Genomic DNA, 26,034 nt, shown 5'->3' on the forward strand with positions numbered 1-26,034 from the left:
ACACAGATGTGAGGGTTTGTCACGTGTTGTGGATAACTTTATCGAAGGTTTATTCACTGGTCTCGACGGGCTCGACCACCGGGCGGGCGGGGTCTCGACAGGCTCGACCACGGGCTCGCCTCGGCCAGCCGTTCGCTCGTGGCGTTCGCCGTGGCTGGGGCCGGGCTCTGTGCAACTGGTTGAATGGATGTCGTGACTGATCCGACTCCGACGACCCGATCCGATGCCCTCGCCGCCGCGCTTGCCGAGCAGGACGTGGTTGCGGTGGCCTACGCCCTCCGCAATGACGTCGTGATCGTGCCGCAGCTCGTCGTGAACGGCCAGGGCGAGCAGGTGCGCGTGTTCGGTCGCGAGGGAACCGAGAAGCGGATGCTGCTGCTCTTCTCCTCCGCCGAGAATTACGCTCTGATGGTTCCAGACGAACCGAGCCCGCAGGTGATGGTGGGCGACGCCCAGTGGCTGCGCGAGTTCCTCACCGTTCACCAGGGCGTGCTCGAGATGGTGTTCTTCGACATCGCGGGCCCGAACGTGATGCAGGCCGACCCGGCCGACCTGATGCGGGCTCTCGGCCCGCTGCCCGGCGAGGGCGCCGACCGGTCCGAACAGTAGCCCCGGCAGGCAAATCCCTCGGAGAATGGCGGTCCCCGTGCTGGGGGTCCGGAGGACGCTTGACGGCAGCGCCGTCACGCTAGGCTGAGCCTCGACAGTGTTCGGTCCGCTCCCAGAGTGGAATCCGACGGACTCTTCACAGTTCGCACTCCTGGCACCTGTCAGGGAGCAGGTCGCGGTGGTGGGGACTGATCAGGATGCCGTCGGCATCCGTTTGGCGAGCGTCGAGCGCCGATTCTGGATCGACCGTGACGATGCCCTCAAACTGGCGCAGGACTGGCTGGCGGAATTCGGCGAGGCCGAGGCCGAATACGGCGCCACCGGACGTCGACTGCAGGTTCTGATTGCCGCGGTCAGCATCCACCGGGCCGATCCCAGCCAGAGCGCCATCGATGTGCAGCAGATCCTCGCGTGGGCGCAGCAGCACGGGGAGATCGCCCTGCAATCCCGGTGCCACGACGTGCTCGGCTCGCTCTTCGAAATGGTCGGCGACCCCGTGGCCGCCCTCGAACATGCCGTCGCCGCCAACGATCTGCTGTCCGAATCGGAGGCGCCGCTCATGCGGGCCGCCGCCCGCAAGTGCCTCGCGGACGCCCTCGGCTCTGCCGGGTCCCTCGACGAGGCCCGTCGGCGGTACGACGACGCGCTCCGGCTCGTGATCGATGACCCGGATACCAACATCCGCTACATCATCCTCAACAATCTTGCCTTCACGGAGCACCTTGCCCACAACAACGACGAGGCCCTCGAGGCCGTCGAACGCCTGGTCGGGCTGTCCCAGCTCAGCGACCGTGAGATCGGGATGTCCGCCCGCGACACCATCGCCAGGGTGTACATGGCCGCCGGTCGGCTCGACGAGGCCGAGACCATGCTCCTCCCGGCATTGGATTCCGTGTTCAGCGACGCGCATCCGGACAGCTCCGCCGCCGCCCTGGTCGCCCTGTCCGAGCTGTACCGCGAGCAGGGCCGGCTGGGCAAGGCGCAGACCGTGATCGACCGCTGCCGCGACCTCGCCCACCGCAACGGGCTGAACCGGCGCACCACCGAGGTGGCCCGCGAGCAGGCCGAAGTCCACGCCGCGAACTCGGACTACCGCGCGGCCTTCGAGGCGTTCCGCGACTTCCACGAGAAGTTCGAGGCGCTCGGGGCGAGCGAGAATGAGGCGCGCGGGCGCATCCTCGAGGCCATGTTCCAGACGGCCGAGTCCCGCCGGGAAAGCGAGCGCTACCGCGAGCTCGCCGAGCGCGACCCGCTCACCGGGCTGCACAACCGGCGGTTCGTCGACGAGCACCTCGGCTCCGCCCTGATGAGCCTGCGCGAGGGCGGCCTTCCGCTCGCCATCGCCATGATCGACCTCGACCACTTCAAGCGCATCAACGACACGCTCTCCCACGAGGTCGGCGACGAGGTTCTCCGCGCGCTCGGGCGCATCCTCATCGACGCGGCGAAGGCCGTGCCGGACGCCATCGCCGCGCGCCTCGGCGGCGAGGAGTTCCTGCTCATCCTGCCCGCGACCGATGCCGACACCGCCCACGCTAACTTCGAAGGCCTGTGTCGCACGATCGCCGACTTCGACTGGGCTCCGATCACCCACACCCTGCCGGTCACGGCAAGCATCGGCGTGGCACTGGCGCCCGACGACGGCAGCCAGAGTTCCGACCTGCTGCGAGCGGCGGATGTGCGCCTGTATGTCGCCAAGCGGGATGGCCGCAACCGCGTCGTCCATTCGGCGATCATTGCCCGGTCGGTTGCGGAATCCGCCGAACGGAACCTCGTCACTGTCGGCCCGCTCGCCGCAGGCCCGATGGAGATCGTCGCCTAGTTCGCCCGCGGCCGGGTACGCCTAGAAGACCGCGTCGAGCTCGGCCTCCCTGGCCGAGAACCCGGTCTTGATCGCCAGGGCGACCGCGGCGCCGATCGACCCGGTGGCCGAGGCGTCGATGCGGGTGGAGAACCCCAGACGAGCCGCCTCGGCCGCGCGCAGCTTGGCCGCCGACACTGGCCGCACCTCGCCGGCCAGGCTGATCTCGCCGAACGCGACCGCGTTCTGGGCGATCGGCAGGTCCTTGCACGCGGAGGCGATGGCGAGGGCGATGGCGAGATCGGCGGCGGGCTCGGTGAGACGGATGCCGCCCACCGTCGACACGTAGACATCCATGCCGCCCAGCCCCTCGAGCCCTGCCCTCCGCTCGAGCACCGCGAGGAGCATGGCCACCCGGGAGGAGTCGACCCCGTTGGTGACCCGGCGCGGGTTGGGCGCCTGGGACTTGATCACGAGGGCCTGCACCTCGACCGGCATCGCCCGCCGGCCCTCGAGCGCCACCGTGACGCAGGTGCCGGAGACGGCCACGGCACCGCGGCTGAGGAACAGTCCGCTCGGGTCGGGCACCTCGGCGATCCCGTCGCCGGTCATCTCGAAGCAGCCGACCTCGTCGGTCGAACCGAACCGGTTCTTCAGCGCGCGCACAAACCTCAGCGCGGTCTGCCGGTCGCCCTCGAACTGGCAGACCACGTCGACCAGGTGCTCGAGCAGCCGCGGCCCCGCGATCGAGCCGTCCTTGGTCACGTGTCCGACGAGGAGGATGGGCAGGTTGCGGTCCTTGGCGACCCGGATCAGGGTGGAGGCCACCTCCCGCACCTGGCTGGGCTGCCCGGCGAGACCGTCGGAGTTCGAGCTGGCCACCGTCTGGACCGAGTCCACGATGACCAGATTGGGCTTCACCGCGTCGATCTGGCCGAGGATGGTGGCCAGGTCGGTCTCCGCGGCGATGAACAGCTCCGGCTGCAGCGCCCCGGTTCGCTCGGCCCGCAGCCGCACCTGGCTGACCGACTCCTCGGCGCTCACGTAGAGCACCCGGGACTTCGCCGCCGCGGCCTTCGAGGCGACCTCCAACAGCAGGGTCGACTTGCCCACTCCCGGCTCGCCGCTGAGCAGGATGACCGACCCCGGCACGATTCCGCCGCCGAGCACCCGGTCGAACTCGGCGATGCCGGTCGGCCAGTGCGAGACCGCGGTGGTGTCGACGTGCGTGATCGGCCGGGCGACTCCGGCGCCGCTGATCGCAGCCGGTTTGAGCGAGCGCGCCGCGCTGGCCTTCTCCGTGGTGTCGACCACGGTGCCCCATTCGTGGCATTCGGCGCAGCGACCGGCCCATTTCAGGGTGGTCCAGCCACAGTCCGTGCAGCGGAAGGAGGAAACGGGTCTGGCCATGCCAGCGAGCCTAGCCTCGGCCACCGACGCCCGATTGCTTCGGGGCCGGCTCCCGGGGAATCAGCCGGGCAGCCTGGGCGCCCACCGCGGGCAGGAACGCCTCGGCCCACATCCGGTAGCCGCGGTCGTTCGGGTGGAACAGGTCGCTCGCCACGTGGGTGGCGATGCTGCGCAGGCCCTGCCGTTTGGTCGTGGCGTGCAGCGGCACCACAACAAGGTTGTGCTCAGCGGCGACGGTGCGCAGGATGCGGTTGGCCACCGCGACCTTGCGCTCGTTTCGCGGCAGATGGAAGCAGGGCAGGTCGGCGATCAGGGCGTGCTCGGGCAGCACGGCGAACACCTCGCGGATCCCGGCCTCGAACTCGGACGGATCCCAGAGCGCGATGTCGTTCGCGCCGATCGCCACGGTCACAATGTCGGGGGAGAGCTTCACGAACCGCGGCAGCTGGTCGCGCACGGCCAGTTCAACGGTCGCGCCCGACACGCTGAGATTGATCACGCGCACGGTGCGGCCGGTGGCCAGACGGATGTGGTCGGCCAGCAACCCGACGTAGCTGCGCCGCGGTTCGCTGGCGCCGATGCCCTGGGCCGCGCTGTCGCCGATGGCGACGTAGAGCAGCTCCCCCTTCACCTTGGCAGAGGGAGTGCACCGGCAGGGTCTCGTTGAGCACGGTGGCGTTCTCCGCCAGCCGGCCCTTGAAATTGCGGAAGTTCACCAGCGCGGCGGCACCGATCCCGGCCGCGGTCGCCACGGCGCCCGCAGCGACGGCGAAGGTCCGAATGTTCAGATTGACGTTTGTCACCCGCAGAGATTACCGCGGCCCACTGGGTGTTCGCCGCCCTGCGTCTCGATTCCGTCCAGGCCCCGCTCCACGAGCGGATGCCGCGGCGCCGCCCGATTCGCATCCCGCCCCGGTCTCAACTACAATCTCCCTCGGTACCGTGTCCGAGCGGCCGAAGGTGCAACTCTCGAAAAGTTGTGTGGGGGAGACTCCACCGTGGGTTCAAATCCCACCGGTACCGCCACAGAAAACCCCCTGTATCCCTTTGTTTCATTGGGAAACAGGGGGTTGCTTCATGCCGGGACGAGCCCAGCGGTAACGCAGCGGTAACGGAACATCTGCGAGTCGGTGTGAGCAAGTGCGAGTTGAGGCACGCGGTGGGTGATGACCCACGCGACTGCTGGGTAGGCCGCCGCTTCTTCGCGATGATCTCCATGGTGCGCCGTGGCGGCTCGAGACCAGCCCGTTTCAACGTCCTCGTACCGGTCACGGCGAGGGAGGCCTGTCAATGGCCAATCCATTTTTGGCATGGCCGTTAACACCCAGAGGATGCCAATCGGTGCGGCCGACAGCGGACGTGTAATGCACGGGCCGATCGTGTTTTTCTTCGGAGCGATTGCGCGGTGCCGGCCATCTAGGCCTGATTGGAGTTTGACGAAGGCATATTGCTGTCGTTCATTAGCTGTACGGTCGCTGAGGCGAGAACGCGGGCCCACATTTCATGCAGTGACTTCCAGGAGAAGAGTTCCTGCACGTACATTTCGCCTACCCGCCACTCGGGAAATGGCACAAAGGAAGTGTTGGTCAATTGAGATGCAGTGGATTGTGTGACGCGATTGATTCGTTGAATCTGAAGCATCATCATCGTGCGCGCGAGAGCAGGGATTGGGCGAAAATCCGCCATCGGGGGGATACCTGCGAAGACGATGCGGCAGTTCGGTCCGGCCTGTTCTCGGATGTGCTCGACGATCGTCATCAGGTTGACAGCCCACGATGTCGAGCTCGTAGCGAGCAGCACGTCAGGCACGCCCAGCATGATTACAGCAGCGTCGACTTCGGCCGCATCGAGAGTTGGCATCTTTGCCACGCGCGCGGCTGTGAGGTCCGTTGCTGCGATGGTTGCCCACATGCAGCCTCTTCCACGATCCTGCGCGACGAATTGAGCAGTCTGCGACGATGCGGTCATCCCGTAGCGCAGCACACCGTAGCCGGCGACGGCCACGTCTCCAATGAACAGAAGGCGATCGGGATTCGGTCCGGGGATGTCGAAGTGGGGATCGTCTTCAGGGAACAGCGCCTGCCTGACATCTCGTTTGTAGTGGGCGAAATGCAGTCGGAGGAGTGGTCGCGCGCAGTACAGAAGAATGGCGGTGACGGTGGCAGGCAGCACAGTCGAGCCCTCGAGGATGGCCGTCCCCGTTTGGGGAACGGGACACTCTTGGACCTGCAGACACTTCGCTCCGCTCGGGCGCCGTTCCCAGATCAGGACAAGAGCTGCGACGGATGCAGCGGTAATGAAAATAACTAAAATGATCAGGGCAACGTGCGCTTGCCGATTGTCAGCGGGGTCCATGCTGAAGGCACTCCTCTCTCTGTTCGGTAACCCGGCGAACCCAGTAGGTCCCGTGGCTTTGCGTCCGCGCCTTGCGCCGGGTTTGCCATTTTCGTAGGGGGGTGACAAGGGCGGGCTAACGAGATCTCTCGAATGCCCGTACTGCCGCTCTGAGGCCAATCATTGTTCAAAAGGTTCGGTTGACGTCGAGTCATGGCCAATCGTATTGGGGGCCGCCTCACAGGTCACGCCCCCGTGGGAGGGTCACCGAGGGAGCATGTCAGTGCGGAAAAAGCCCGGCTCGACGATGGTGGTGTGAATTCCGAACGGTTGCACGTCGAACTCCAGGGACTCCATCCACCCTTCGAGGGCGAACTTCGACGCGGCGTACGCGGCGACGAACTCCTGGCCGATGATCCCGGCCGCGGAGCTGATGGTGATGATGTGCCCGGAGCGCTGCGTGCGCATGACGGGAAGGATGGCGCGGGTCACGTTCAGCGGGCCGAAAAAGTTGGTCTCCATCTGCTTGCGCAGCTGATCATCACTGATCTCCTCGAAGTATCCCGCGTAAAAGTTGCCCGCGTTGTTGACCAACACGTCGATGCGACCAAACCGCTCCACGGCGGCAGCGGCGGCCGCGCGCTTCAGCTGGACGAGGCCGAGCACTCTCACCTGTACGATCTTGTCCGTGCCGCGAACGCCGGCGCCCACCCGCAACGGCGCCGCCCGGCGCGAAAGTCACAGCTGACTGCCGGGATGCAGCAGACCATCGATGCGATGTCGACCGTTCCGGTGGTCGTGCAGAACGGCCGCCTCGACGCCGTCGCCACCAACCGACTCGGCCGCGCCCTGTTCTCCGAGATGCTGGACGATGCCCGGTCGCCGGTCAATGCCGCACGCTTCGTCTTCCTCGACCGCCGGGCCCAAACCTTCTATCAGGACTGGGAGGGCAACACCCGGCAGATCGTTGCTCTGCTCCGGGTCGAGGCCGGCCGCTCGTCCTACGACCGACAGCGCAGCGACCTGATCGGCGAACTGTCCACCCGCAGCGACCTGTTCCGCAAATTGTGGGGTGCGCACGACGTCCGAGAGCACCGCACCGGCATGAAATCCGTCCACCACCCCCTCGTCGGAGACCTCGACCTCACCTTCCAAAGCATGGATCTGGTCTACGACCGCGGCCTGCAAATGCTCGTCTTCTCGGCCGAACCGGGGTCCGCATCTCACGACGGCCTGCAGCTACTGGCAAACTGGGCAGCCACGAACGCGTCCCCGGCGCATCCCACAACAGCGGCAGTCACGGACGCTTGATCCTGAAAGCCGCTCGCATCCCGGTGCAATCATTCGGCGGTGTTGCAGACACCACTTGAATCCGCCGGCTATGAGACGGGCAGTCCAAGAGACACTATTTCGCGGGAACTCTCGGATGGTGTCGTGAGCGGGCGTGCTCAAGGTTCCGCCCTTTCGAGAAACCGTTGTCAGCGTCAGAACCGAAACGGTGAGCAATCGTGTCCCTGGTTGACGTCACTGGCCTCCATTAGCGTTGAGGAATGAATTCCCTCGTCCCCGCCGACTATGTCGCCACGCTCGAGAGCATCAAACGGCTCGTGCACGAGGCGCGCTATATCGCCCAGCGCCGAGTGAACACCGAACTACTCCGGCTCTACTGGCAGATCGGAGCGACGATCATCGAACGGCAAGAAACAGCCCCGTGGGGCAGCAAAGTCCTCTCGCGGCTCTCTGTCGATTTGCGTGCCGAATTCCCGACCGCGAAGGGCTTCTCTCCGGCCAACCTCAAATACATGCGGAGGTTCGCCGAGGCCTAGCCCGACCGGAACGCAATCGGTCAACGACCCGTTGGCCAATTGCCCTGGGGTCACGTCATCGAACTGATCGAGAAACTCGACGACGTCGAATTGCGCGACTGGTACGGCGCTCGAGACATCGCGCAGGGCTGGAGCCGCCCCGTGCTTGCCCACCAGATCAGGACCCACCTTCACCTTCGTGAGGGTGCGGCGCCTTCCAACTTCCCGAACTCTCTTGACCACGCTGACTCGGAGCTGGCCCAGCAGATCACGACGGATCCGTTCACCCCCGAGTTCCTCGCGATCGACGGCGACGCCGTTGAGCGACAACTGGAAGACCGCCTCGTCGACCGCATCATCGACACTCTCCGCGAACTCGGCCCAGGGTTTGCGTTCGTCGGACGCCAGGTCCACTTCGATGTCGACGGCGATGACTTCTTCGTTGACTTGTTGTTCTTCCACGTCGACCAGCTCCGGTACGTGGTCATCGAGCTGAAGACCACCAAGTTCGAGCCGCGGGACGCCAGCCAGCTCGGCTTCTATGTGGCCCTCGTCGAGGACCGGCTCAGAGGGCCACATCACCAGCCCACGGTGGGGATGCTGCTGGTTGCCGACAAGAACGAGTCTGTTGTTCGGTACGCACTTGCCGGTACCACCCAGCCGATCGCAGTCTCACGCTACGACCTCTCTCCCGCCGACCAGGCCGCCCTGCCCTCCGAGGATGCTCTAACCCGCGCCTTCGCTCGCGAGCTCGATGACAAAGGCCTGGGACCGAAGTAGCTCACGGGGGTCCTCTGGTAGTGATGCGCTTTGCCCACTTTTTGCCCACACTCGAAAAAATACCGGGTGATTGAGGGGGCGTCACAGTGACCTAAAACTGGTGATTTTGCGGGGAAGCTGAGCCCTCTCCGGGCTCTGACCGGGTGCGATCTAGGGTTCAAATCCCACCGGTACCGCCACGGGGTTGTTCCTGGAACTGGTCGGTTTTGTTCCAAGAACTAGCCCTAAAACGAATGGCCTCCGACTTTCGGAGGCCATTCGTCGTTTCCGGTGCGGCCGGCGGGCGGTTTGCGGCACCGGCCACCACACCGGGCACCGAGGTCGACCTTTCCGGTCGAGACCGCCCGGCACACCGGTCAACCTCGACCGGAAAGGTCGATCTCGGCGGGTGGCTACCGACGAGCCTCGGCTTGCGCACCCCAACTGGGCTGTGGCCGCCGCGCGGCACCGCGTTCCTGCCGACGACTGGCCCGTGTTGCGGTGGTCAGCCGATCCTGGCCACCGTCACGGTCACCTCGGCGATCTCATGCTCCTCGTGGCCGTGCAGGTGTTCCACGATCGCGTCGTGCACCCGGCGACAGACCTCGGTCGCGGCGTGGCCGTCGGTGACGCCGATCTTCACGGCCACGGACAGGCCGGCCTTCTCCCGGGAGACAAGCACCGAGTTGGCCGACGGCGGGCGGCGCGTGAGGGCATCCACTGCGGTCGTGATCACGGTGGCGACGAGCGGGGCGGCCGAGTACAGGGTGTCGACTCCGGGCACGGCGAGCACGGCCTCGTCGAGACGGTCGGTCTGGGGGAGAACGTCGCTCATCGCTGCTCGGTTTCGCTCGGAGGAGTGGCCGGCCTGAGGTACAGGTCGCGAATGGTGATGTCGATCGCGGCGATGGTCAGGTCCGTGTGCTGGTCGAGCGCGGCGTAGAGTGCCTCGCGCAGGGACTGGGCCTTGGCCGGGATGTTCTCGCCCTGGCACACGGCGGCATCGAAGCGGATGGTGATCGGGGTGCCGGGCACGCTCACGTCGCCGTCGAGGCGACAGCGGCCGACGATGATGTTCTCGATCTCGTCGCCCGTCGCCCTCAGGATCCCGCGGACCGCGCCTTCGGTGACGACGAGCCTGGCGGTCGGCGAGGGATGCTCGATGGGGATGTCGCGGCCCGAGTGGGCCTCCAGGTTGATGTTCTGCAGGATCGACCTGACCCAGCCGTCGCTGCGCTCCGACTCGCGCTCGACGTCGCTGGAGAGCAGGGAACGCTGCACGCCATGGAGGCGTTGCAGGCTGCGCAGGGCGATCTGGCACTCCGGCGAGTCGTCGATGGACGGGTCAGCCGGGGTGCGATCCTGGTCGAGGTAGTCGCTCAGTTCCTCGATCGTGTGGCCGGCCAGATGGGCCACCTCCCGGTCCGCGGTGTCCAGGTCGAAGGCGACGAACGGCTCGTCTGGTGAGGTCATCGCCATTCCTCCATTTCCCGGATAAGAGTCTTGCGTGCTCGGGCGAGCAGGCCACGAACCGTTGAAACGGGCAGCTCCAACTCTTCGGCAATCTCACCGTAACTGCACTCGGCGAATTCACGAAGCGTCCAGCACCGTCGCTGGTCCTCCGGCAGATCGGCCAGTACCCGGGAGAGTGCCTCGGCTTGAGACTCCGCTTCGGCCAGTCTATGCGGAGACTGGTGCTCGGGCGCGGCTGGTTCGGTGAGGTCGATGTCGGCGTGGTGGCGCCTCGCCCGCAACCGGTCGATGCTCTTTCGGCTCACGATGCGCATCAGCCAGCTCTTCACCGCGCCGCCGTCTTCGAGAGTGGAGAGCTGCTGCCACGCGGTGATGAACGACTCCTGCACGACGTCGTCCATCTCGTCGTTCGACCCGAGCACCCTCGAGGCGTACACCCGCATGAGCGGCCCGTACCGGCGCACGATCACCTCGAACGCCCGCACATCCCCGTCGGCCGCGCGGTCGGCCAGGGTCAGGTCGGATGCCGTGTCGAGAGGGGACGGGATGTGCTCCCTCAGCGTCGCCGGCATGCCATCCCCCCTCCTGCAGTCAAGTCGTACCCCGAGATTCTACGCACGATCGCGTGACAAATGTGCCACGGGTTGCGTCCTAGAGGTAAATACCCGAAGTGAACCCCCGCACGGGCCTCGACCGAGTGAAGCCCCCGACGATTGAAGTCTCCTATGGATCCGAGCACTGCTTCGCCGAACACGGTTCCCCCGGCAGTCGCGCCCACGGCCGAACCGGCTGCCGAGTCGGCGTCGGTGACTGGATCTGGCCGCACCATCATCAACGACAGCGTCGTGGTGAAGGTCATCGACCTTGCCGCCCGCGACGTCGCGGGAGTGCACGCGCTCGGCACTTCGGGGCCGCGGGCCCTCGGCGCCATCCGGGAGGTCATCGCCCGAGAGGAGAGCCGCGGTGTCACCGTGCGGATCGAGGACGACCAGGTCGGCGTGGACGTCTCGATCGTCGCCGAACACCCGGTGCCGCTCCCGCGGATGGCCGCCGAGATCCGTTCCGCCGTGATCGCGGCCGTCGAGGAACTGGTGGGGCTGCACGTGACCGAGGTCAATGTGTCCGTCACCGACCTGCACCTGCCGGACGCCGACGCCCAGGCCGACGCCCAGGCCGACGTGGAGCACTCCGAGCGTCCGGTGCGCCGATCATGAGCAACCTCCCGGCATCGCGGGCCGACCGCTCGGAGACTTTTGACGAACTCCTCGCCGGGCCGCAAGACCCTGACGCTTCGGCCGAGCATCCGCAACCCCTGACTTTCGCCTGGCGCACCCGCGCCGAGCTTCCCCCCACGAAACATCGATCGAAAGCGAGACCAGCATGAGTGCATCCGACAAGATCAGCAACGCGACCGAGGACCTCAAGGGCAAGGCCACCGAGGCCGTCGGCAAGGCGACGAACGACGACTCGAAGGTTGCGGAGGGCAGGGCCGAGCAGGCCTCGGCCAGCGCGAAGAAGGCCGGCGAGAACGTCAAGGACATCTTCAAGAAATGACCGATCGGGAGCGTGCGGCGGGCCGCCCGGCCTGCCGCACGCATCCGTTCTCCTCACCTCGCCGCACTATCAGACGCACCACACCCAGGACCGTGACCTCATGCAGCTCTCCTTCCCGATCGCGCCGTTCCAGGCGCGGGGACCACTCAGCTCCCAGCTCCTGACCGCGCTCTCCCTCCCAGCGAACGACTCCGGTTCCAGCCTCGGCGGGTTCATCGTCGCCACGGCGGAGGCACTCGCGCGGTGCACCGACATCGTCAACGACGACGATCTCCAACTGACCCTGTTCCTGCTCTACGGCCTGCACTACGGCGGCGCCGTTGAGTCGGACGCGGCCTGGGAATGGCACCCCACGACCATCGTCGCCCGGGTTGCCATCGAGCAGGCCCTCGAAACCAGCCTGCGCGCGAGCGTGTCGCAGCCGCCGGTGCCTGCCCCGACCCAGGACGCTGTCGCCCGGGCCCTCTTCACCCTGACGATCGACGACCAGGGTCCCAGCCTCTCCCGGTACCTGGCGCGGAAGGCCACCGAAGAACAGGTGGTCGAGTTCATCGTGCACCGATCGATCTACACCCTCAAGGAAGCCGACCCGCACTCCTGGGCCATCCCGCGGCTGGCCGGTCGTGCCAAGGCGGCGCTGATCGAGATCCAGGCCGACGAATACGGCGGAGGACGCCCCGACCGCATGCACTCGAGACTGTTCGCCGACACCATGCGCGGGCTGGGCCTCGACACCCGCTACGCCGGCTACGTCGACCAGGTTCCGGCGCTCGTGCTCTGTTCGTTCAACATGATGAGCCTGTTCGGGCTCAACCGTCGCCTGCGGGGCGCCATCGTCGGCCACCTCGCCGCCTTCGAGATGACCTCGGCGATCCCGAGCCGGCTCTATGGTGACGGATTCCGCCGACTGGGCTTCAGCGAGACGATCACGCGCTACTTCGACGAGCACATCGAAGCGGATGCCGTGCACGAGCAGATCGCCGGCCGTGACCTTGCCGGGGCTCTCGCCGAAGACGACCCCCTCACGCTTCCCGACATCATGTTCGGCGCTGCCGCCTGCCTGGCCATGGACGGCTGGGTCGCCGACCACCTGCTGGCGAGTTGGCAGGCGGGGCGGAGCTCGCTCCGAAGCCCGCTCCCCGAGCCGGCCGGGCGGTCGCTGGCCGGGTCTGCGATGGCCTCGTGACCCCCGCGGCGGCGCATTCGCCTGCGACCATCACGGCCTGCCCCGACGGCCCGCTGCTCGTGCGCGGCGACGTCGAGATCATGGCGCCCGGCCGCCGCGTTCCCCGCACCCGGCGCACCGTGGCCCTCTGCCGCTGCGGGGTCTCCATGATCAAGCCCTACTGCGACGGCACCCACAAGCTCGTCGGCTTCACGACCACGCCGACCGACCCTGCCGCGCCGGACAGCTGAGACCAGGCGCTCGCAAACCGAGTCGCCGCACGACCGGGGGCCGCCATCGACTGGGGCGAACCGCGGCCCCCACCCTTCCCCACCCGAATCGACACCCTCCCGAATCGGGCGAAGCACAATGGAGAACCCATGAAACTGCCGGGCAGAAGCCATCGTCGCACCGCCGCATCCGCACCTGAGCCTGTCGCCCCGGCCCCCGACGACCCGCGCAAGCCGGCCTCCCCGGCCGACGTCTCGAAGCGGTCCTGGGTGTACGCGCTGCGCCGCACGGTGAGCGAGTTCGGCAGGGACCAGTGCACCGACCTCGCCGCCGCACTGACCTATTACGCGGTGCTGTCGCTGTTCCCGGCACTGATCGCACTCGTGTCACTGCTCGGAGTCGTCGGGCAGGGCAAACGGTCGGCCGACACCCTGCTGTCGATCCTCGGTTCCGTCGCCCCCGCGGAGGCGCTCCAGGTGATCCGCGGCCCGATCGAGCAGTTCAGCACGTCGCCCGCGGCCGGGTTCGCCCTCGTTGCGGGAATCGCGGTGGCGGTGTGGTCGGCATCCGGCTACGTCGGCGCGTTCGGCCGGGCGATGAACCGCATCTACGAGGTCGACGAGGGTCGGCCGTTCTGGAAGCTCAAGCCGGTGCAGCTGCTCGTGACCGTCGCCGCCATCCTGCTCATCCTCGTGGCCGCGATCGTGCTCGTGCTCTCGGGACCGGTGACGGATGCCGTCGGCAACGCCCTCGGCGTCGGCGAGGCCACCAGGGTGGTCTGGTCCGTTCTCAAATGGCCGCTCCTCGCCGCCGCCGTCGTGCTGCTGATCGCGATCCTCTACTACGCCACCCCGAATGCCCGGCAGCCGCGGTTCCGCTGGCTGAGCGTCGGCGCGGTTCTGGCCCTGCTCGTGATCGTGGCCGCCTCGGCCGCGTTCGGGTTCTACCTGGCCATCTTCGCGGACTACGCGAAGACCTACGGGTCCCTGGCCGGCATCGTGGTGTTCCTGCTCTGGCTCTGGCTGGCCAACCTCGGCCTGCTGTTCGGGGCGGAGTTCGACGCCGAACTCGAACGCGGCCGCGAGCTGCAGGCCGGAATCGCCGCCGAAGAGACCATCCAGCTGCCGCCGCGGGACACGCGCACGAGCGTGAAGGCGGCCGCCAAGGAAGAGAAGGCCGTCGCGGCCGGTCGCCGGATCAGGGAGCGTGACGAGCCGGACCGGCCGGCCAGGAAGAACAGGAAGAAGAGATGGTGGGGCGGTAAGCGTTAGTCGCGACCGGCCGCCGCCGGCCGTTCCGCCGGGCGACGAGGAGTGTTAGCGTGCCGGGATGAAGCAGAGAGAACTCTTCCTCCAGTCGGATGCCGCGTTGCGCTCCGTCATCGACCGGATCACTCCCGGCCAGCTGGTCCTCGCGGCTCCCGCCGACTGGTCCAGGGTGCAGAACCCCACCCTGCGCGACATCGTGGCCGATCATGCCAGGGACGAGGCCTGGTTGCCGGCCGTGCTCGCGGGCCGCACCATCGCCGAGGCCGGCGACGACTATGAGGGCGACCTGCTCGGCGACGATCCGATCGGTGCCTACGACCGGTTGAACGACCTTGCCACCGCCGCGGTCACGGCCGACCTCGACCCGGAGAAGACCGTTCATCTGAGCTACGGCGACTTCCCTCTCGCCGACTACTTGCAGCACGTGAGCATCTACCGGGCTTTCCAGGCCTGGTCGATCGCGAAGCTGATCGGATTGGACTACTCGATGCCCGCGGCCCTCGTCGACAACCTGTGGGACCAGATCGGCCCGCAGATCGGCGACTGGCGGGAGATGGGCGTGTTCGGACCGGAGGTCGACGTGCCGGCGGACGCCGACCGGGAGACCCGGCTGCTCGGCAAGACCGGCTACTGGGTGCCCTGACGCTCAGATCCAGTCGTTGCGCTTGAACAAGACGTAGAGCAGCACCGACAGGCCCACGATCAGGCCCAGCGAGCTGTAATACCCGAACTCCTGGCTGAAGCCGGGGTACGGCACGTTCTGGCCGTAGAACCCGGTGATCGCCGTCGGCACGGCGATGATGGCCGCATATCCGGTGACCTTCTTCGTGATCACGTTGAGCCGGTTCCCCTGGATCGCGAGGTTGGCCTCGAGGATGCTGGTGGCCAGGTCCCGCAGGCTATCGGTCCACTCCATCGCCCGCAGCACGTGGTCGTAGACATCCTGGAAGTACGGGCCCATCTCGTCGCCGAGCAGATGCAGGTCGCGGCGGAGCAGCGTGTTGACGACCTCGCGCATCGGCAGGATCACCCGGCGCAGGGTGACCAGGCTCTTGCGGAGTTCGAAGGAACGCCGCTGCAGCTGTTCCTGGTCGGCCGTGGGAACGAAGAGCCGGCTCTCGAGCTCCTCGATCTCGTCGTCGAGGGCCTCGACCGCCTCGAAGTAGCCGTCGACGAGGTAGTCGAGCAGACCGTGCACCAGGAAAGCGACCCCGTTCTTCGCCAGGTCAGGGGCGGAGTCCCACCGGGCGACGACCGCGTCCACGTCGAACCGGTCGTTCCGGTGCACCGTCACGAGGGCCCGGCCGGTGATGAATGCCGCGATCTCGTGCGTGACCACCCGCGAGGTGGCCGGGTCGAGGGCCGCGGAGTATGCGGAGAGGAAGAGGTGGTCGGGATAGCGGTCGAGCTTCGGCCGCTGGCCCAGGCTGAGCGCGTCTTCGACCGCGAGCTCGTGCAACCCCAGTTCCTCCGCGAGGAGGGCGAGGTCGTCTTCGCCTGGATCGTCGAGGTCGACCCACACCACGGAGTCCGGCGCCTCCAGATGCTCCGACACGTCGGCGAGCGAGAAACCCTCGCCGACGAGGAGGCCGTCACGGTAACAGCGGGTTCGAGGTGTGCGCACCTTCCCAGTCAACCAGCTATCGCCCCGTTCAGAGCCCGTACAGGTCGTCCCAGCCGTTATCGGACACGGTGCCGGCGTCGGCAAATGCGTACGCGTAGGCAGGTTCGGCGCGGGTGGTCAGCACCCGGGTGCGCTCGCGCAGGTAGGCGATGGCGTCGGCGGTGTCCGGATCCTTGGCCCGGGTCTTCTCCGGCACGCTGAGAAATGCGCTGGTCGGGCCGACGACGAGTTGCACGAGCATGGTGCGCCCGTCATCCGTGAGCGCCGGCAGCTCCAGGAGCTCGGAACTGTTGCACGCCGGGAGGGCGACCGCCAATTGCAGCAGAGCGTCCGCCGCCCCGTCGGTGGTGAGGAACGATTTTCCGCAGTACGAGACTCTCTTCATGGAATTGCCTTTCCCGCGACCGTCTTAGATGGATCACACCCAGGTCGATGAAGCCAACGTAGCGCGGCCGGAACGAACCCGCTGTCGGCCGGAAGGAGGACAAGAGAAAGCGGGGAATGCTCAGGTCAACGCCCGAAACGCTCCCAGCTCGCAAGGTCGGCGGGGGTGGCCAGAACGCGCTCGCGGCCGGCATCCGCCAGTTCGATCCGGAAGCTCGGCGCACCGAGCGTGGTGCGCACGGTCAGTTCCGCGCGGGCCTCCCCGTTCGACCAGAGCAGCCGCGCCTCGTCGTCGCCACTGGTCTCCCAGCTGAACTCGCCGTCGAACGCCGGATGGGTCGTGCGCAACCTGGCCAGTCCGAGCTGCGCCTGCGTCACCTCGGTGCCGAGGGCCAGGTCGATCTCGCCGGCCGGGTAACGGTGCCGGTTCACATCCCGGCCGTTCCCGGTCTCAGCGAACAGGGTGGTGTCGTCGAGCCCGCCGAGCAGGCCCACGTAGTAGACCTGCGGGCGGCCGGGAAGGAAGTGCTGCACGGCCCGGGCGAGGAGGTAGGGCGCCGTCTCCCCGGCGAGCGTGCTGAAGAAGGTCGCGTTGATCTGGTGCGGGAGCGTGAACCACGCCGGCACCACCGAGGCGATCGACGAGTGGCCGCCGGTGGCCACGTCGGCGCGCGCGAAGATCGAGGCCATCTCGTCCTGGCTGATCAGGCCCGGACGGTCCCCGCTCGGGCCGGCGTCGATGATTCCGATGCCGTCGTGGGTGTCGAGCACGGTGATGGCATTCTCCGGCCGGATCTCGAACCAGCGCGCGAGCCGGTCGACGGTGCCGGTGCCGAGGGAGTGCAGCAGGAGCGGTGCGAGCGCGAAGTCATAGACCCAGTCGACGAGCGGCGCGATCGCCAGCTGCTGGCTGTAGTGCGCGTGCACCTCGACGAGAACCTCGACCTGGGCCTCGTGGGCCAGGGCGACGACGACCTCGGCGAACTCGAGCGTCTCCGGCGTCATGAAGCTGTCGGTGCCGGGGGTCTTCACCGCGTAGCCGACCGCGTCGAGCCGCACGGTGCTGACGCCGCCGTCGGCGAGAGCGCGCAGCACCCGCCGCAGGTACCTGAGTGCGGCCGGGTGGTTCACGTCGAGGTCGACCTGGCTGGGCATGAAGGTCGTCCAGACGAGGTGACGGCTGCCGTCCGCTCCCTGGTAGGCCGTGAACGGGAGGCCGGGGCGGGGGCGGTAGAACGCGGTGATGTCGTGCTCGGTGCCGCCGTTCGGGAACACGGTGTCGAAGGTGAGGAACATCCCCGCGAATTCCGACGCGTCGCCGCGGGCGAGCCAGTCGACGAATTCCGCCGAGGAGGATGACACGTGGTTGACGATGAGGTCCGCGGTGAGCCCGCGGGTGCCGGAGAGCGAGCGCAGATCGTCCCAGGTGCCCAGGCGCGGGTCGACCGCGGCGTGGTCTACGGGATCGAACCCGGCATCCGCCCCGTCGAACGGAATGTAGAACGGGAGCACGTGCACGCTCGAGAACGCGCGCAGCGGCCCGTCGAGCACGGCCTGCAGCTCGGGGATGGTGCCGCCCAGTCGATCGGCGTAGACGAGCAGCTCAACATCGGACATTCTGACTCCCGTGCATTCCGGCGGCACGCCGGTCGACGACACGGCGGCAGACCGCGATCCGTGGAGGAAGCGCGGCACCGGTTCAGAAGTTACGGCACGCGGCAGGTCAACGCAATTTGCGCGTCGCCGCGACCGCCGGCGAGGACCCGAACCACGAGATCGTGGCGCCAGTGGACTCCGGGGCCGCCTCGTGCGACGGATCCGTCGGAACGGGGGGAGCCGCTCGCCCGTTCCGGACGCTGGATTCTACGAAGGGAAAACTCATTCTGTGCCGGTCCTATCCAATCGGTAGGCCGGCTGACCTGAGGGTCCCGTGCCTTTGCGACCCCGTCTTGCGGCGGGTGTGCCCGTGCGATTGGCGGTGAGAAACCGCCAGGCCTGCTCAGGAAGATCGGCAGGCCTCGCGGGCAGTATGGCCGGATGGCGGCGGGACGGCAAGGGCCGCACCGTCCCGGTCGGTTGTCGGATCGGGACGGAGCGGCCCGTCGGCGCGGCGGCGGGCTCCCGCTACTCGGGGACGACCAGCGCCGGAGTGTCCTTGCGCAGGGTCTCGCCGCGGAAGAAGCTCGGCTGGCGCCAGTAGGTCAGTCCCATCACCGCGACGCCGAGCAGCAACAGCCCGACGCCGATCACGAAGACGAGTCCGATCCCGAAGAGCTCCGAGCCGCTGCCGAAGTCCGGACTCCAACTGCTCACGGCGGTCTGCACGAAGACGATCGTGAGCATCAGGCCGCCCAGCCCCGGCACGACCAGCCGCATGACGACGTTGCGGATGCTGCTGAACAGGCTCTGCCGGAAATACCAGACGCACGCGAACGAAGTCAGCGCGTAGTAGAAACAGATCATCAGGCCGAGCGACATGATGGTGTCGTTCAGGACGTTGACGCTGATGATCGTCATGACCGCGTAGAACCCGCCCGCGATGGCGCCGGCGGCGATCGTGGCGTAGCCCGGCGAACCGAATCGCTTGCTGATGGTGGCGAACTTCGGCGGGAGCGCGTTGTAGTGCGCCATCGCCAGCAGGGTGCGCGCGGGGGAGGTCATCGTGGACTGCAGGGAGGAGGCCGAGCTGGCGAGCACGGCCAGGGACATCAGCACGGCGACCGGGCCCATGATGGGCGACGCGATGGCGGCGAAGATGTTGCCCTGATTGTCGGGGTTGCTGAGGCCGATGCCGTCGACGCCGACGCCGGAGACCATCATGGTCGCCACAATCAGGGCGAGGTAGAGGCCGAGCACGACGAGGGCGGTCATCGTGCCTGCCTTGCCGGCGGTCTTCTGGCCGCCCTTGGTCTCCTCGTTCATGGTGAGGCAGACATCCCAGCCCCAGTACACGAAGATCGCCAGCGAGATGCCAGCGGCGAACTGGCTGAAGCTCTCCACCCTGGTCGGGTCGAACCACTCCCAGCTGAACGGGACCGCCGTCGTCGAGGCGGCCGAGCCGGCGCCGATGAGCGCCGTCACGGTGAAGATGCCGAGGACCACCAGCTGGAAGCCGACGAGGCCGTACTGCACCAGCTTGGTGGCGTGCAGGCCGCGGTAGCTCACCCAGACGGCGAGGGCGACGAAGGCCAGGCAGGTGACGATGTTCACGGCGGTGTTGTCGGCGAGCGCGGCCAGGTCGGGGTTGCCGGAGACCTCGCCGAGGAAGACGTAAAAGAAACTGACCGCGACGCCGGCCAGGCTGGAGAGCACGATGATATTGGCGGCGAGCATGCCCCAGCCGCCCATCCAGCCGACGAACGGGCCGAACGCCTTGGTCGTCCAGGTGAACGAGGTGCCGCTGTCCGGGGAGTCGGCATTGAGCTCGCGGTAGGCCAGTGCCACGAGGATCATCGGGATGAAGGCGACGATGAAGATCGCCGGCACCTGGAATCCGACCTCGCTCACGGTCGCGCCGAGGGAACTGGTCAGGCTGTACGCCGGGGCGACCGAGGACACGCCCATCACGACGACCGCGAGGAGGCCGATCTGGCCGCCCTTGAGGCCCTTCCTGGTGATGCCGTGGGCGGTCCCGGCCGCGTCGTGCAGCTGGTTGCTGTGAACGTGCGCCTGATGGCCGCCGGATTGAGAGGGTGGGGTAGGCCTGGTGGAGAGCTCGGTCATGGTGATCCCTTTCATACGTCTTCGCTGACGATGTGTGGGTGGGGAAGGCGGGCGCGAGGGAGGGGGTGGCGTCGCACTGCCAACAAAATGAATTGGATTCGTTTAGTTTGGGCGGGGCGGCGCGGGAATGCAAGCGAATCCGAAAGAAATAGATAACATTCCGGATGTTTTCACCGGCCTCAGGCGTCGGGCCCTCGCCTGGTGGCTGCGACGGCCGCGAGCAGCGCCTCGAGCCCGAACCGGAAGGCCACGTCGGCGGGGCGTTCACCGGTGCTCCGGTCCTGGCCGAGGACGGCGGCGGTGAAGGTCGGGCTCGAGTCTGCCAGGTCGCCGGTGTCGAAGATGTCGGCCGGCGCGTTGGCGTCGAGGGCGGAGCCGAAGATGAACGACTCAACGGCGACGATGGCCGGGATGAGGGACTCCACTGGCACACCGGCCCCGGCCAGTCCCGCGGCGATGGTCTCGTACATCCTCAGGGTCTCGGGGGCGCCTGTCACCGGCAGCACGGCCACCAGAGGCACGAGGGGAGCGTGCCGCGCGAACACGTCCCGGTACGACCACGCCCAGCGGCGCACGGCGACATCCCACGGCTCCGAGCCGAACCCGCTCACGTCGACCATGGTCATCACGTGGTCTTCCAGCCATTGCAGCACCTCGTGCTTCGAGGAGACGTGGTTGTAGAGGGCGGAGGGCGCGACCTGGAGGGTCCTGGCCAGGCTCGACATGGTGAAACCGCCGTAGCCCTCGATCGTGATCAGCGCGAGCGCCGCGGTCGTGATCCGGGCCCTCGACAGCACCGACTCCAGGGGACGTCCCGCGCGGCGAGGCTCACCCCTGGCGTCGTCGGTCATCCGGTGGCTCCTCCCGAAGAGCGTGAGAAGGCCAGAGTAGACCATCCGAAATGACCGGTGGTCATTTCGCGAAGGCCGCGAGGGGCGGACGCCGAGCGCGCCGAACGGTCAGAGACTGAAGTGCGGGAGGTCGAGGCTGTGCTGTTGCGCCCCGCAGTCCTCGCACTCGAACCAGAGCTCCTCGTCGGCAAGGCTGTCCATCGCCGGTTCCAAAGCCCACATTCGCCCCCGGCATGCGATTTGCTGACATTCGGGGCTGAAATCCATCGTCCTGACTTTCGTTCTCGGCCGGCGGGAGGCCGACTCGACGAAGACTGTACCCCCGATCGGTGCCGAGCACCACAAAATCGTCGCCCGGAGCGTTCGCCGCTGCCTTGACACGAACCCGCATCAAAATTACCGTGAGCAATGAGCCGGTGGTTCGGCCGATTGCTCCACCCGAAGTCGGGCGAACCGGCCGAGATGGTGCAGTCGTGCCGGAGGCGCGTCGATCTCTATTGGGTGATCATCATGACGGCACGGACAGATTCCCGGCTCCAGTTCCTGGGGGCAACCGACTCGGTCACCGGCTCGAGGTTCCTGGTCGAATCGGGCGGGCGGCGGGTGCTGATCGACTGCGGCCTGTTCCAGGGCTACAAGCTGCTGCGCGACCGCAATCGGCTCGCCTTCCCGGTGGCGCCGGAGTCCCTCGACGCCGTGCTGCTCACGCACGCGCACCTGGACCACACGGGCTACCTCCCGGCGCTCGTGCGTGACGGCTTCGACGGGCCGGTCTACGCGACGAAAGGGACCGCTGAGCTCTGTTCGCTGCTGCTGCCCGACAGCGGCTACCTCCTCGAGGAGGAGGCGAACTTCGCCCGGAAGCGCAAGTCGTCCCGGCACGAGAATCCGCGCCCTCTCTACACGGCGGAGGATGCGGTGACCAGCCTCGAGTCGTTCCGGCCCCGCAACTTCGACCAGGAGATCGACCTCGGCGGCGGCATCCGGGCCACCTTCGTTCCGGCCGGCCACATCCTCGGGGCGGCCCAGATCCGGCTCTCCATCGGCGACTCCGCCGTGCATTTCACGGGCGATCTCGGCCGGGCGAACGACCCGCTGATGCACCCGCCTCGCCCGCTTGAAGCCGTCGACGTGCTCGTGGCGGAATCGACCTACGGGGACCGCACCCACGCCACGGCCGATCCGGAGGCGGAGCTGGGCGGGGTGATCCGCCGGGTCGCGAGCCGCGGCGGCGTCATCGTCATCCCCGCCTTCGCGGTCGGCCGGTCCGAGACCGTGCTGCTGCACCTCTCCCGACTGCGCGACCGCGGGGAGATCCCGGCGATCCCGGTCTACCTCAACAGCCCGATGGCGGTCAACGCCACCGAGATCTACCAGCGCCACCAGGGCGAGCACCGGCTGACCGAGGCCGAGTTCCGCAGCATGTACGACCTCGCCAGGATGGTGCGCACCGTCGACGAATCCAAGCTGCTCAACCTGCGCGGCGGCCCGATGATCATCGTCTCCGCCAGCGGCATGCTCACCGGCGGCCGGGTGCTCCACCACATCGCCGCCTTCGGCTCAGACCCGCGCAACGCCATCATCCTGACCGGGTTCCAGGCAGGCGGCACCCGCGGCGCGGCCCTCCTGCGCGGTGACGACACCCTGCGCATCTTCGGCCGAGACGTGCCGATCAACGCTGAGGTCGTGGAGATCGGTAGCCTGTCGGCCCACGCCGACTCCGACGAGATCATCGAGTGGATGCGCGCCGCCCCGGCCGCCCCGGCGATGACCTATCTCACCCACGGCGAGCCCGCATCCTCCGACGCCCTGCGGCTGCGGATCAGGCGCGACCTCGGCTGGAACGCGCGGGTGCCGGAGCACCTCGAACGGATCGATCCGGCCGCGCCCCGCTGAGGCCGCGCGCGGGGGATTCCGTGATAATTTCGGCAGACCATGACCGTTCCCCCGCGCAATCACCCCTCGAGCGATGAAGCCTCGGGCACCGCGCCCGCGCCCGCGCGCCAACGATCGCTGACCCGGGTCGAAGTCGCCGACGTCGCGGTGCGGCTGTTCCGCGAGCGCGGCTATGAGGCCACGAGCGCCACCGAGATCGCCGAGGCGGCCGGGGTGTCCCGCAGCACGTTCTTCCGGCAGTTCCGCTCGAAGGACGACGTGATCTTCGCCGACCATGACGAGTTGCTCGGGCAGATCGCCCGGCATTTCGAGTTGCCGCACGCCGACCCGTGGCTGGCCGTCTGCGATGCGGCGACCATGGTCTTCGAACGGTTCAGGGAGCGCCTCGAGGTCGTGCGGATCAGGGACCTGGTCGTGCGTGAGACCCCCGCGCTACGCGACCGTGAGACCGTCATGGTGATCCGGTACGAACGGATGTTCGCCAGCTACCTCAGGTCATCCCTCCCCGCGGTGCCGGCGCTGGCCGCCATCCGCTTCGCGGCCGCCGTCACGGCCACCCACAACTACGAGTTGCGCCGGCTGATCCGCACCTCGGCCGACCATGCCCGGTCCGACGACCTGCCTTCAGAGCTGGCCGCCGAACTCGCGGGGGTGCGCCTGATGTTCCGACCGGACGGCCGTCCGCCCGCCGGGCCGGCCGGACCCGCGCGGGACCTGGCCGTCGCCGTCTTCCCGGCCTCGATGGACCCCGGCGACGTTGCCCGGGCCGTCGAGGAACGGCTCCGCGGGGCGGCGGGCACTCCCGTCACCTGAGACTCAGTGCCGGTTGAACTGAGACTGAGTTTCAGATACAACTTGTACCTGCGGCCGTTCAGCCGGCGCACGGGGAACAGCGTGCTGACCGGTGGCCGCCCGCCGCACCCGTTCCATTCGTAACCCCACCACCGCTCGAAAAGGAAAAACCGTGCCCGATTACGACGTATCCATGCCCCTCGACACCGACTACTACGGCCTCTTCGCCGACGTTCCCGCCGCCGACCGGGCATTCTGGGACCGCGCCCGCGCCTTCGCCGAGGACACGCTGGACGAGGTGAACGAGGCGTGGGACAAGGCCGTATACCCGCTCCACCTCGCCCGCAGACTCGGCGAACTCGACCTGCTCACCGACGGCGTCCTCGGCCCGGGGCTGACCCCGATGTCTCCCCTCGCGGCCGGGCTGGTCAACATGGAGATCTCCCGTGGCGACGGGTCGATGGGCACGGTGGTCGCGGTGCAGGGCGGCCTCGCGCTGCGCAGCATCGCCCTCTTCGGCAGCGAGGAGCAGAAGCGGCGCTGGCTCGTGCCGCTGGCCCGCGCCGAGAAGCTGGGTGCCTTCGCCCTGACCGAACCGGACCACGGCTCCGATTCGGTCGGCCTCGAGACGACGGCGAAACGCGACGGCGACGAGTGGGTGATCACCGGTGAGAAGAAGTGGATCGGCAACGGCTCGGTCGGCGATGTGACCGTCGTCTGGGCCAGGGACGACGACGGCAATGTGCGCGGTTTCCTGGTCGAACAGGACAACCCCGGCTACCACGCCACCACCATCACCGGCAAGGGATCGCTGCGCGCGATCCACCAGGCCCGGATCGTGCTCGACGGCGTGCGCGTTCCGCTGGACGCCGTTCTGCCCGGCACCCGAACCTTCCAGGATGCCGCCGGCGTGCTCTTCGCGACCCGGCTCGGGGTGGCGTGGTCGGCCCTCGGTCACGCCACCGCCGTCTTCGAGGCCGCCCTGAACTACTCGACGCAGCGCATCCAGTTCGGCAAGCCGCTCGCCGGTTTCCAGCTCGTGCAGGAACGCCTGACTATGATGCTCTCCCAGCTCACCTCGATGCAGCTGCACTGCCTCCGCCTGGCCGCACTCGACGACGCCGGCACGCTCCGGCCGATCCAGGCCTCCCTCGCGAAGTACCACAACACGAGGGCGGCTCGGGAGATAGCGGCCATGGCCAGGGACATGCTCGGTGGCAACGGCATCCTGCTCGAAAACCACGTGATCAGGCACCTCGCCGACATCGAATCCCTGCACACTTACGAGGGAACGGAGAGCGTGCAGTCGCTCCTGATCGGGAGGGACCTCACCGGCCTCAGCGCGTTCCGCTGATCTCCGGCGCCGCCGAGCGCGTCACCCGTCGTTCCCGTCGAATTCGACGGAGATCTTGCCCGAAATCACCCGGAACGGCTCTCTCAGGCGATGTTTGGGCAGAATCTCCGTCGAATTTGACGAGCAGGGAGGGAACCGTGCGTGCCGGCGCCGTAACCCGACGACCTATTCGCCGGTTCTATGGGGAGATTCGCCGGGCGCGGACGTACCCTGTCACTCAACATTCCAGCCTCGCCCCAGTCTCCGAGTCTCCTCGGGCCGACCGGTGCGACAGTGGCTATCGGTCCGCCGCCAGCTGCGGAACAGCACGTGCACGACCGCAACCGAACAAGTTCCACCCACCGACGCCGGAAACGGCGCCGGCATCAGGTGGTACAGAACCAGAATCACAGATCATGACTGACGACGAACTCCTGCTCGAAACCGACTACACCAGCTACGCGAATTCCTGCCGCGATCCGCACATCGCCCCGGGCGACGACCTGGTGGAATGCCGGCGGCAACGCGGCCACGAGGACACCCACGGCACCCGCGCAGGTGTGCGCGCCCTCCGCTGGTTCGCCCGGCACCAATAGGGGCTGGGATCCGCGCAGGCCTGATCGCCGCGGGGCTCGAGCATCGCCGCGAGGGGCGATTTCGATAGCCGGTCTGGCGGTTCGGCGTTGTCCTACGCGGCGCCGACCGCCCAGGGATGTTCCTCCCTGAGATCCTGCTGCTCGGCGAGGGCGCAATCGACCTCGTGCACGACCTCCGGCCAGGAGATGCGGTGGTCGTCATCGATGACCGCAGTGCCGTAGACCCCGCACGACCTGCAGTAGGCGAGAAGTACCCAGTCACGTTCCTTCATGAATCAATGATGGCCCTCGGACGGGGGACGGGGCAATGTTTCTTTCGCCCCCGTTTCCACCGGGAGCGGATCAGCCGGCGGACCGATGGGGCGCCCGCGGCAGGTTCGGAACCGGGGTCGTGGCCAAACGGGGGGAGGATGCCGACCGCCCGGT

General features: G+C 67.6%; 27 protein-coding genes, 1 tRNA gene, 1 pseudogene and 2 riboswitches. Of the genes and pseudogenes, 16 read left to right on the top strand and 13 right to left on the bottom strand.

Going from position 1 to position 26,034, the window contains the following annotated elements:
• The first annotated feature begins 192 nt into the window (after positions 1 to 192).
• Positions 193 to 609 carry a dehydrogenase gene (locus tag E3T48_RS16910; protein WP_166789772.1) on the top strand — a complete coding sequence of 139 codons (417 nt, stop codon included), beginning with the start codon at positions 193 to 195 and terminating at the stop codon, positions 607 to 609.
• Positions 610 to 787: 178 nt separating this feature from the next.
• On the top strand, positions 788 to 2,431 hold the full coding sequence (locus E3T48_RS15460) for a GGDEF domain-containing protein (protein WP_134524920.1): 1,644 nt from the start codon (positions 788 to 790) through the stop codon (positions 2,429 to 2,431).
• 21 nt (positions 2,432 to 2,452) lie between these two features.
• Here the strand turns inward: E3T48_RS15460 and radA are convergent, their stop codons facing one another.
• Complete coding sequence (gene radA, locus E3T48_RS15465; protein WP_134524921.1) at positions 2,453 to 3,820, bottom strand: DNA repair protein RadA; 1,368 nt, start codon at positions 3,818 to 3,820, stop codon at positions 2,453 to 2,455.
• 10 nt (positions 3,821 to 3,830) lie between these two features.
• Positions 3,831 to 4,451, bottom strand: coding sequence for an SGNH/GDSL hydrolase family protein (locus E3T48_RS15470; protein ID WP_241986863.1), 621 nt, complete (start codon positions 4,449 to 4,451; stop codon positions 3,831 to 3,833).
• Positions 4,452 to 4,756: 305 nt separating this feature from the next.
• Between E3T48_RS15470 and E3T48_RS15475 the strand changes: the two genes are divergently transcribed.
• Positions 4,757 to 4,846, top strand: a tRNA-Ser gene (locus tag E3T48_RS15475).
• 390 nt (positions 4,847 to 5,236) lie between these two features.
• On the opposite strand, the gene E3T48_RS15480 is transcribed toward E3T48_RS15475, so the two are convergent.
• Both E3T48_RS15480 and E3T48_RS15485 read right to left on the bottom strand, forming a co-directional pair.
• Positions 5,237 to 6,175, bottom strand: a complete 939-nt coding sequence (locus tag E3T48_RS15480; RefSeq protein WP_134524922.1) for an SGNH/GDSL hydrolase family protein — start codon at positions 6,173 to 6,175, stop codon at positions 5,237 to 5,239.
• Positions 6,176 to 6,197: 22 nt separating this feature from the next.
• A riboswitch (cyclic di-GMP riboswitch) is annotated at positions 6,198 to 6,272 on the bottom strand.
• 146 nt (positions 6,273 to 6,418) lie between these two features.
• Positions 6,419 to 6,826, bottom strand: coding sequence for an SDR family NAD(P)-dependent oxidoreductase (locus E3T48_RS15485; RefSeq protein WP_241986864.1), 408 nt, complete (start codon positions 6,824 to 6,826; stop codon positions 6,419 to 6,421).
• Between the two features lie 84 nt (positions 6,827 to 6,910).
• On the opposite strand from E3T48_RS15485, the gene E3T48_RS15490 reads away from it, so the two are divergent.
• The 3 genes and pseudogenes from E3T48_RS15490 to E3T48_RS17550 all read left to right on the top strand — a co-directional run bounded on the left by E3T48_RS15490 (position 6,911) and on the right by E3T48_RS17550 (position 8,739).
• On the top strand, positions 6,911 to 7,465 hold the full coding sequence (locus tag E3T48_RS15490) for an MmyB family transcriptional regulator (protein ID WP_241986865.1): 555 nt from the start codon (positions 6,911 to 6,913) through the stop codon (positions 7,463 to 7,465).
• Positions 7,466 to 7,704: 239 nt separating this feature from the next.
• Positions 7,705 to 8,148, top strand: a pseudogene (locus E3T48_RS17545) (DUF1016 N-terminal domain-containing protein); the annotation flags it as partial.
• Positions 8,122 to 8,739 (top strand): PDDEXK nuclease domain-containing protein, encoded by a 618-nt coding sequence (locus E3T48_RS17550; RefSeq protein ID WP_338145250.1) that lies wholly within the window; start codon positions 8,122 to 8,124, stop codon positions 8,737 to 8,739. The pseudogene E3T48_RS17545 and the gene E3T48_RS17550, both read left to right, overlap by 27 nt.
• Before the next feature lie 484 nt (positions 8,740 to 9,223).
• On the opposite strand, the gene E3T48_RS15500 is transcribed toward E3T48_RS17550, so the two are convergent.
• Genes E3T48_RS15500 through E3T48_RS15510 form a run of 3 tightly spaced genes read right to left on the bottom strand, consistent with a single transcriptional unit; the run spans position 9,224 to position 10,763 of the window.
• Positions 9,224 to 9,553, bottom strand: a complete 330-nt coding sequence (locus tag E3T48_RS15500) for a hypothetical protein (RefSeq protein WP_134524923.1) — start codon at positions 9,551 to 9,553, stop codon at positions 9,224 to 9,226.
• Positions 9,550 to 10,191 (bottom strand): Asp23/Gls24 family envelope stress response protein, encoded by a 642-nt coding sequence (locus tag E3T48_RS15505; protein ID WP_134524924.1) that lies wholly within the window; start codon positions 10,189 to 10,191, stop codon positions 9,550 to 9,552. Before E3T48_RS15505 ends, E3T48_RS15500 begins: the two co-directional genes overlap by 4 nt.
• A complete protein-coding gene (locus E3T48_RS15510) occupies positions 10,188 to 10,763 on the bottom strand; it encodes an RNA polymerase sigma factor (RefSeq protein ID WP_134524925.1) in 576 nt (191 codons plus the stop codon). Before E3T48_RS15510 ends, E3T48_RS15505 begins: the two co-directional genes overlap by 4 nt.
• A gap of 234 nt (positions 10,764 to 10,997) precedes the next feature.
• Here E3T48_RS15510 and E3T48_RS15515 point away from each other — a divergent pair, with 234 nt between their 5' ends.
• The 6 genes from E3T48_RS15515 to E3T48_RS15540 all read left to right on the top strand — a co-directional run bounded on the left by E3T48_RS15515 (position 10,998) and on the right by E3T48_RS15540 (position 15,052).
• Entirely contained in the window at positions 10,998 to 11,405 is a 408-nt protein-coding gene (locus E3T48_RS15515; RefSeq protein ID WP_241986866.1) for an Asp23/Gls24 family envelope stress response protein, read from the top strand.
• 166 nt (positions 11,406 to 11,571) lie between these two features.
• Positions 11,572 to 11,745 (top strand): CsbD family protein, encoded by a 174-nt coding sequence (locus tag E3T48_RS15520; RefSeq protein ID WP_134524927.1) that lies wholly within the window; start codon positions 11,572 to 11,574, stop codon positions 11,743 to 11,745.
• A 100-nt stretch (positions 11,746 to 11,845) separates the two neighbouring features.
• The gene (locus E3T48_RS15525; protein WP_134524928.1) at positions 11,846 to 12,931 is read left to right on the top strand and encodes an iron-containing redox enzyme family protein; all 1,086 of its coding nucleotides are present in this window, start codon (positions 11,846 to 11,848) and stop codon (positions 12,929 to 12,931) included.
• Complete coding sequence (locus E3T48_RS17355; RefSeq protein WP_241986867.1) at positions 12,928 to 13,161, top strand: CDGSH iron-sulfur domain-containing protein; 234 nt, start codon at positions 12,928 to 12,930, stop codon at positions 13,159 to 13,161. The genes E3T48_RS15525 and E3T48_RS17355 overlap by 4 nt, the downstream gene beginning before the upstream one ends.
• Before the next feature lie 129 nt (positions 13,162 to 13,290).
• The gene (locus E3T48_RS15535) at positions 13,291 to 14,412 is read left to right on the top strand and encodes a YihY/virulence factor BrkB family protein (RefSeq protein ID WP_134524929.1); all 1,122 of its coding nucleotides are present in this window, start codon (positions 13,291 to 13,293) and stop codon (positions 14,410 to 14,412) included.
• A 58-nt stretch (positions 14,413 to 14,470) separates the two neighbouring features.
• Positions 14,471 to 15,052 carry a DinB family protein gene (locus tag E3T48_RS15540; protein ID WP_134524930.1) on the top strand — a complete coding sequence of 194 codons (582 nt, stop codon included), beginning with the start codon at positions 14,471 to 14,473 and terminating at the stop codon, positions 15,050 to 15,052.
• Between the two features lie 3 nt (positions 15,053 to 15,055).
• Here E3T48_RS15540 and E3T48_RS15545 read toward each other — a convergent pair whose 3' ends face one another.
• The 5 genes from E3T48_RS15545 to E3T48_RS15565 all read right to left on the bottom strand — a co-directional run bounded on the left by E3T48_RS15545 (position 15,056) and on the right by E3T48_RS15565 (position 20,991).
• Positions 15,056 to 16,033, bottom strand: coding sequence for a magnesium transporter CorA family protein (locus E3T48_RS15545; protein ID WP_241986868.1), 978 nt, complete (start codon positions 16,031 to 16,033; stop codon positions 15,056 to 15,058).
• A gap of 28 nt (positions 16,034 to 16,061) precedes the next feature.
• Positions 16,062 to 16,418 (bottom strand): hypothetical protein, encoded by a 357-nt coding sequence (locus E3T48_RS15550; RefSeq protein ID WP_134524932.1) that lies wholly within the window; start codon positions 16,416 to 16,418, stop codon positions 16,062 to 16,064.
• 125 nt (positions 16,419 to 16,543) lie between these two features.
• A complete protein-coding gene (gene gtfA / locus E3T48_RS15555; RefSeq protein WP_134524933.1) occupies positions 16,544 to 18,034 on the bottom strand; it encodes a sucrose phosphorylase in 1,491 nt (496 codons plus the stop codon).
• A gap of 284 nt (positions 18,035 to 18,318) precedes the next feature.
• Positions 18,319 to 18,392, bottom strand: a riboswitch (cyclic di-GMP riboswitch).
• 149 nt (positions 18,393 to 18,541) lie between these two features.
• Positions 18,542 to 20,140 carry an APC family permease gene (locus E3T48_RS15560; RefSeq protein WP_134524934.1) on the bottom strand — a complete coding sequence of 533 codons (1,599 nt, stop codon included), beginning with the start codon at positions 20,138 to 20,140 and terminating at the stop codon, positions 18,542 to 18,544.
• Between the two features lie 179 nt (positions 20,141 to 20,319).
• Entirely contained in the window at positions 20,320 to 20,991 is a 672-nt protein-coding gene (locus E3T48_RS15565) for a TetR/AcrR family transcriptional regulator (protein ID WP_241986869.1), read from the bottom strand.
• 510 nt (positions 20,992 to 21,501) lie between these two features.
• Here E3T48_RS15565 and E3T48_RS15570 point away from each other — a divergent pair.
• From E3T48_RS15570 to E3T48_RS15585, 4 genes are all read left to right on the top strand, one after another.
• Positions 21,502 to 22,887, top strand: coding sequence for an MBL fold metallo-hydrolase RNA specificity domain-containing protein (locus E3T48_RS15570; protein WP_134524936.1), 1,386 nt, complete (start codon positions 21,502 to 21,504; stop codon positions 22,885 to 22,887).
• A gap of 39 nt (positions 22,888 to 22,926) precedes the next feature.
• Positions 22,927 to 23,700 carry a TetR/AcrR family transcriptional regulator gene (locus E3T48_RS15575; protein ID WP_134524937.1) on the top strand — a complete coding sequence of 258 codons (774 nt, stop codon included), beginning with the start codon at positions 22,927 to 22,929 and terminating at the stop codon, positions 23,698 to 23,700.
• Between the two features lie 172 nt (positions 23,701 to 23,872).
• On the top strand, positions 23,873 to 25,033 hold the full coding sequence (locus E3T48_RS15580) for an acyl-CoA dehydrogenase family protein (RefSeq protein ID WP_134524952.1): 1,161 nt from the start codon (positions 23,873 to 23,875) through the stop codon (positions 25,031 to 25,033).
• A 395-nt stretch (positions 25,034 to 25,428) separates the two neighbouring features.
• The gene (locus E3T48_RS15585; protein ID WP_134524938.1) at positions 25,429 to 25,608 is read left to right on the top strand and encodes a hypothetical protein; all 180 of its coding nucleotides are present in this window, start codon (positions 25,429 to 25,431) and stop codon (positions 25,606 to 25,608) included.
• A gap of 92 nt (positions 25,609 to 25,700) precedes the next feature.
• Here the strand turns inward: E3T48_RS15585 and E3T48_RS15590 are convergent, their stop codons facing one another.
• Positions 25,701 to 25,880, bottom strand: coding sequence for a hypothetical protein (locus E3T48_RS15590; RefSeq protein ID WP_134524939.1), 180 nt, complete (start codon positions 25,878 to 25,880; stop codon positions 25,701 to 25,703).
• Between the last annotated feature and the right edge of the window lie 154 nt (positions 25,881 to 26,034).

It is taken from the genome of Cryobacterium fucosi, from assembly GCF_004403515.1.
Lineage (GTDB): Bacteria > Actinomycetota > Actinomycetes > Actinomycetales > Microbacteriaceae > Cryobacterium > Cryobacterium fucosi.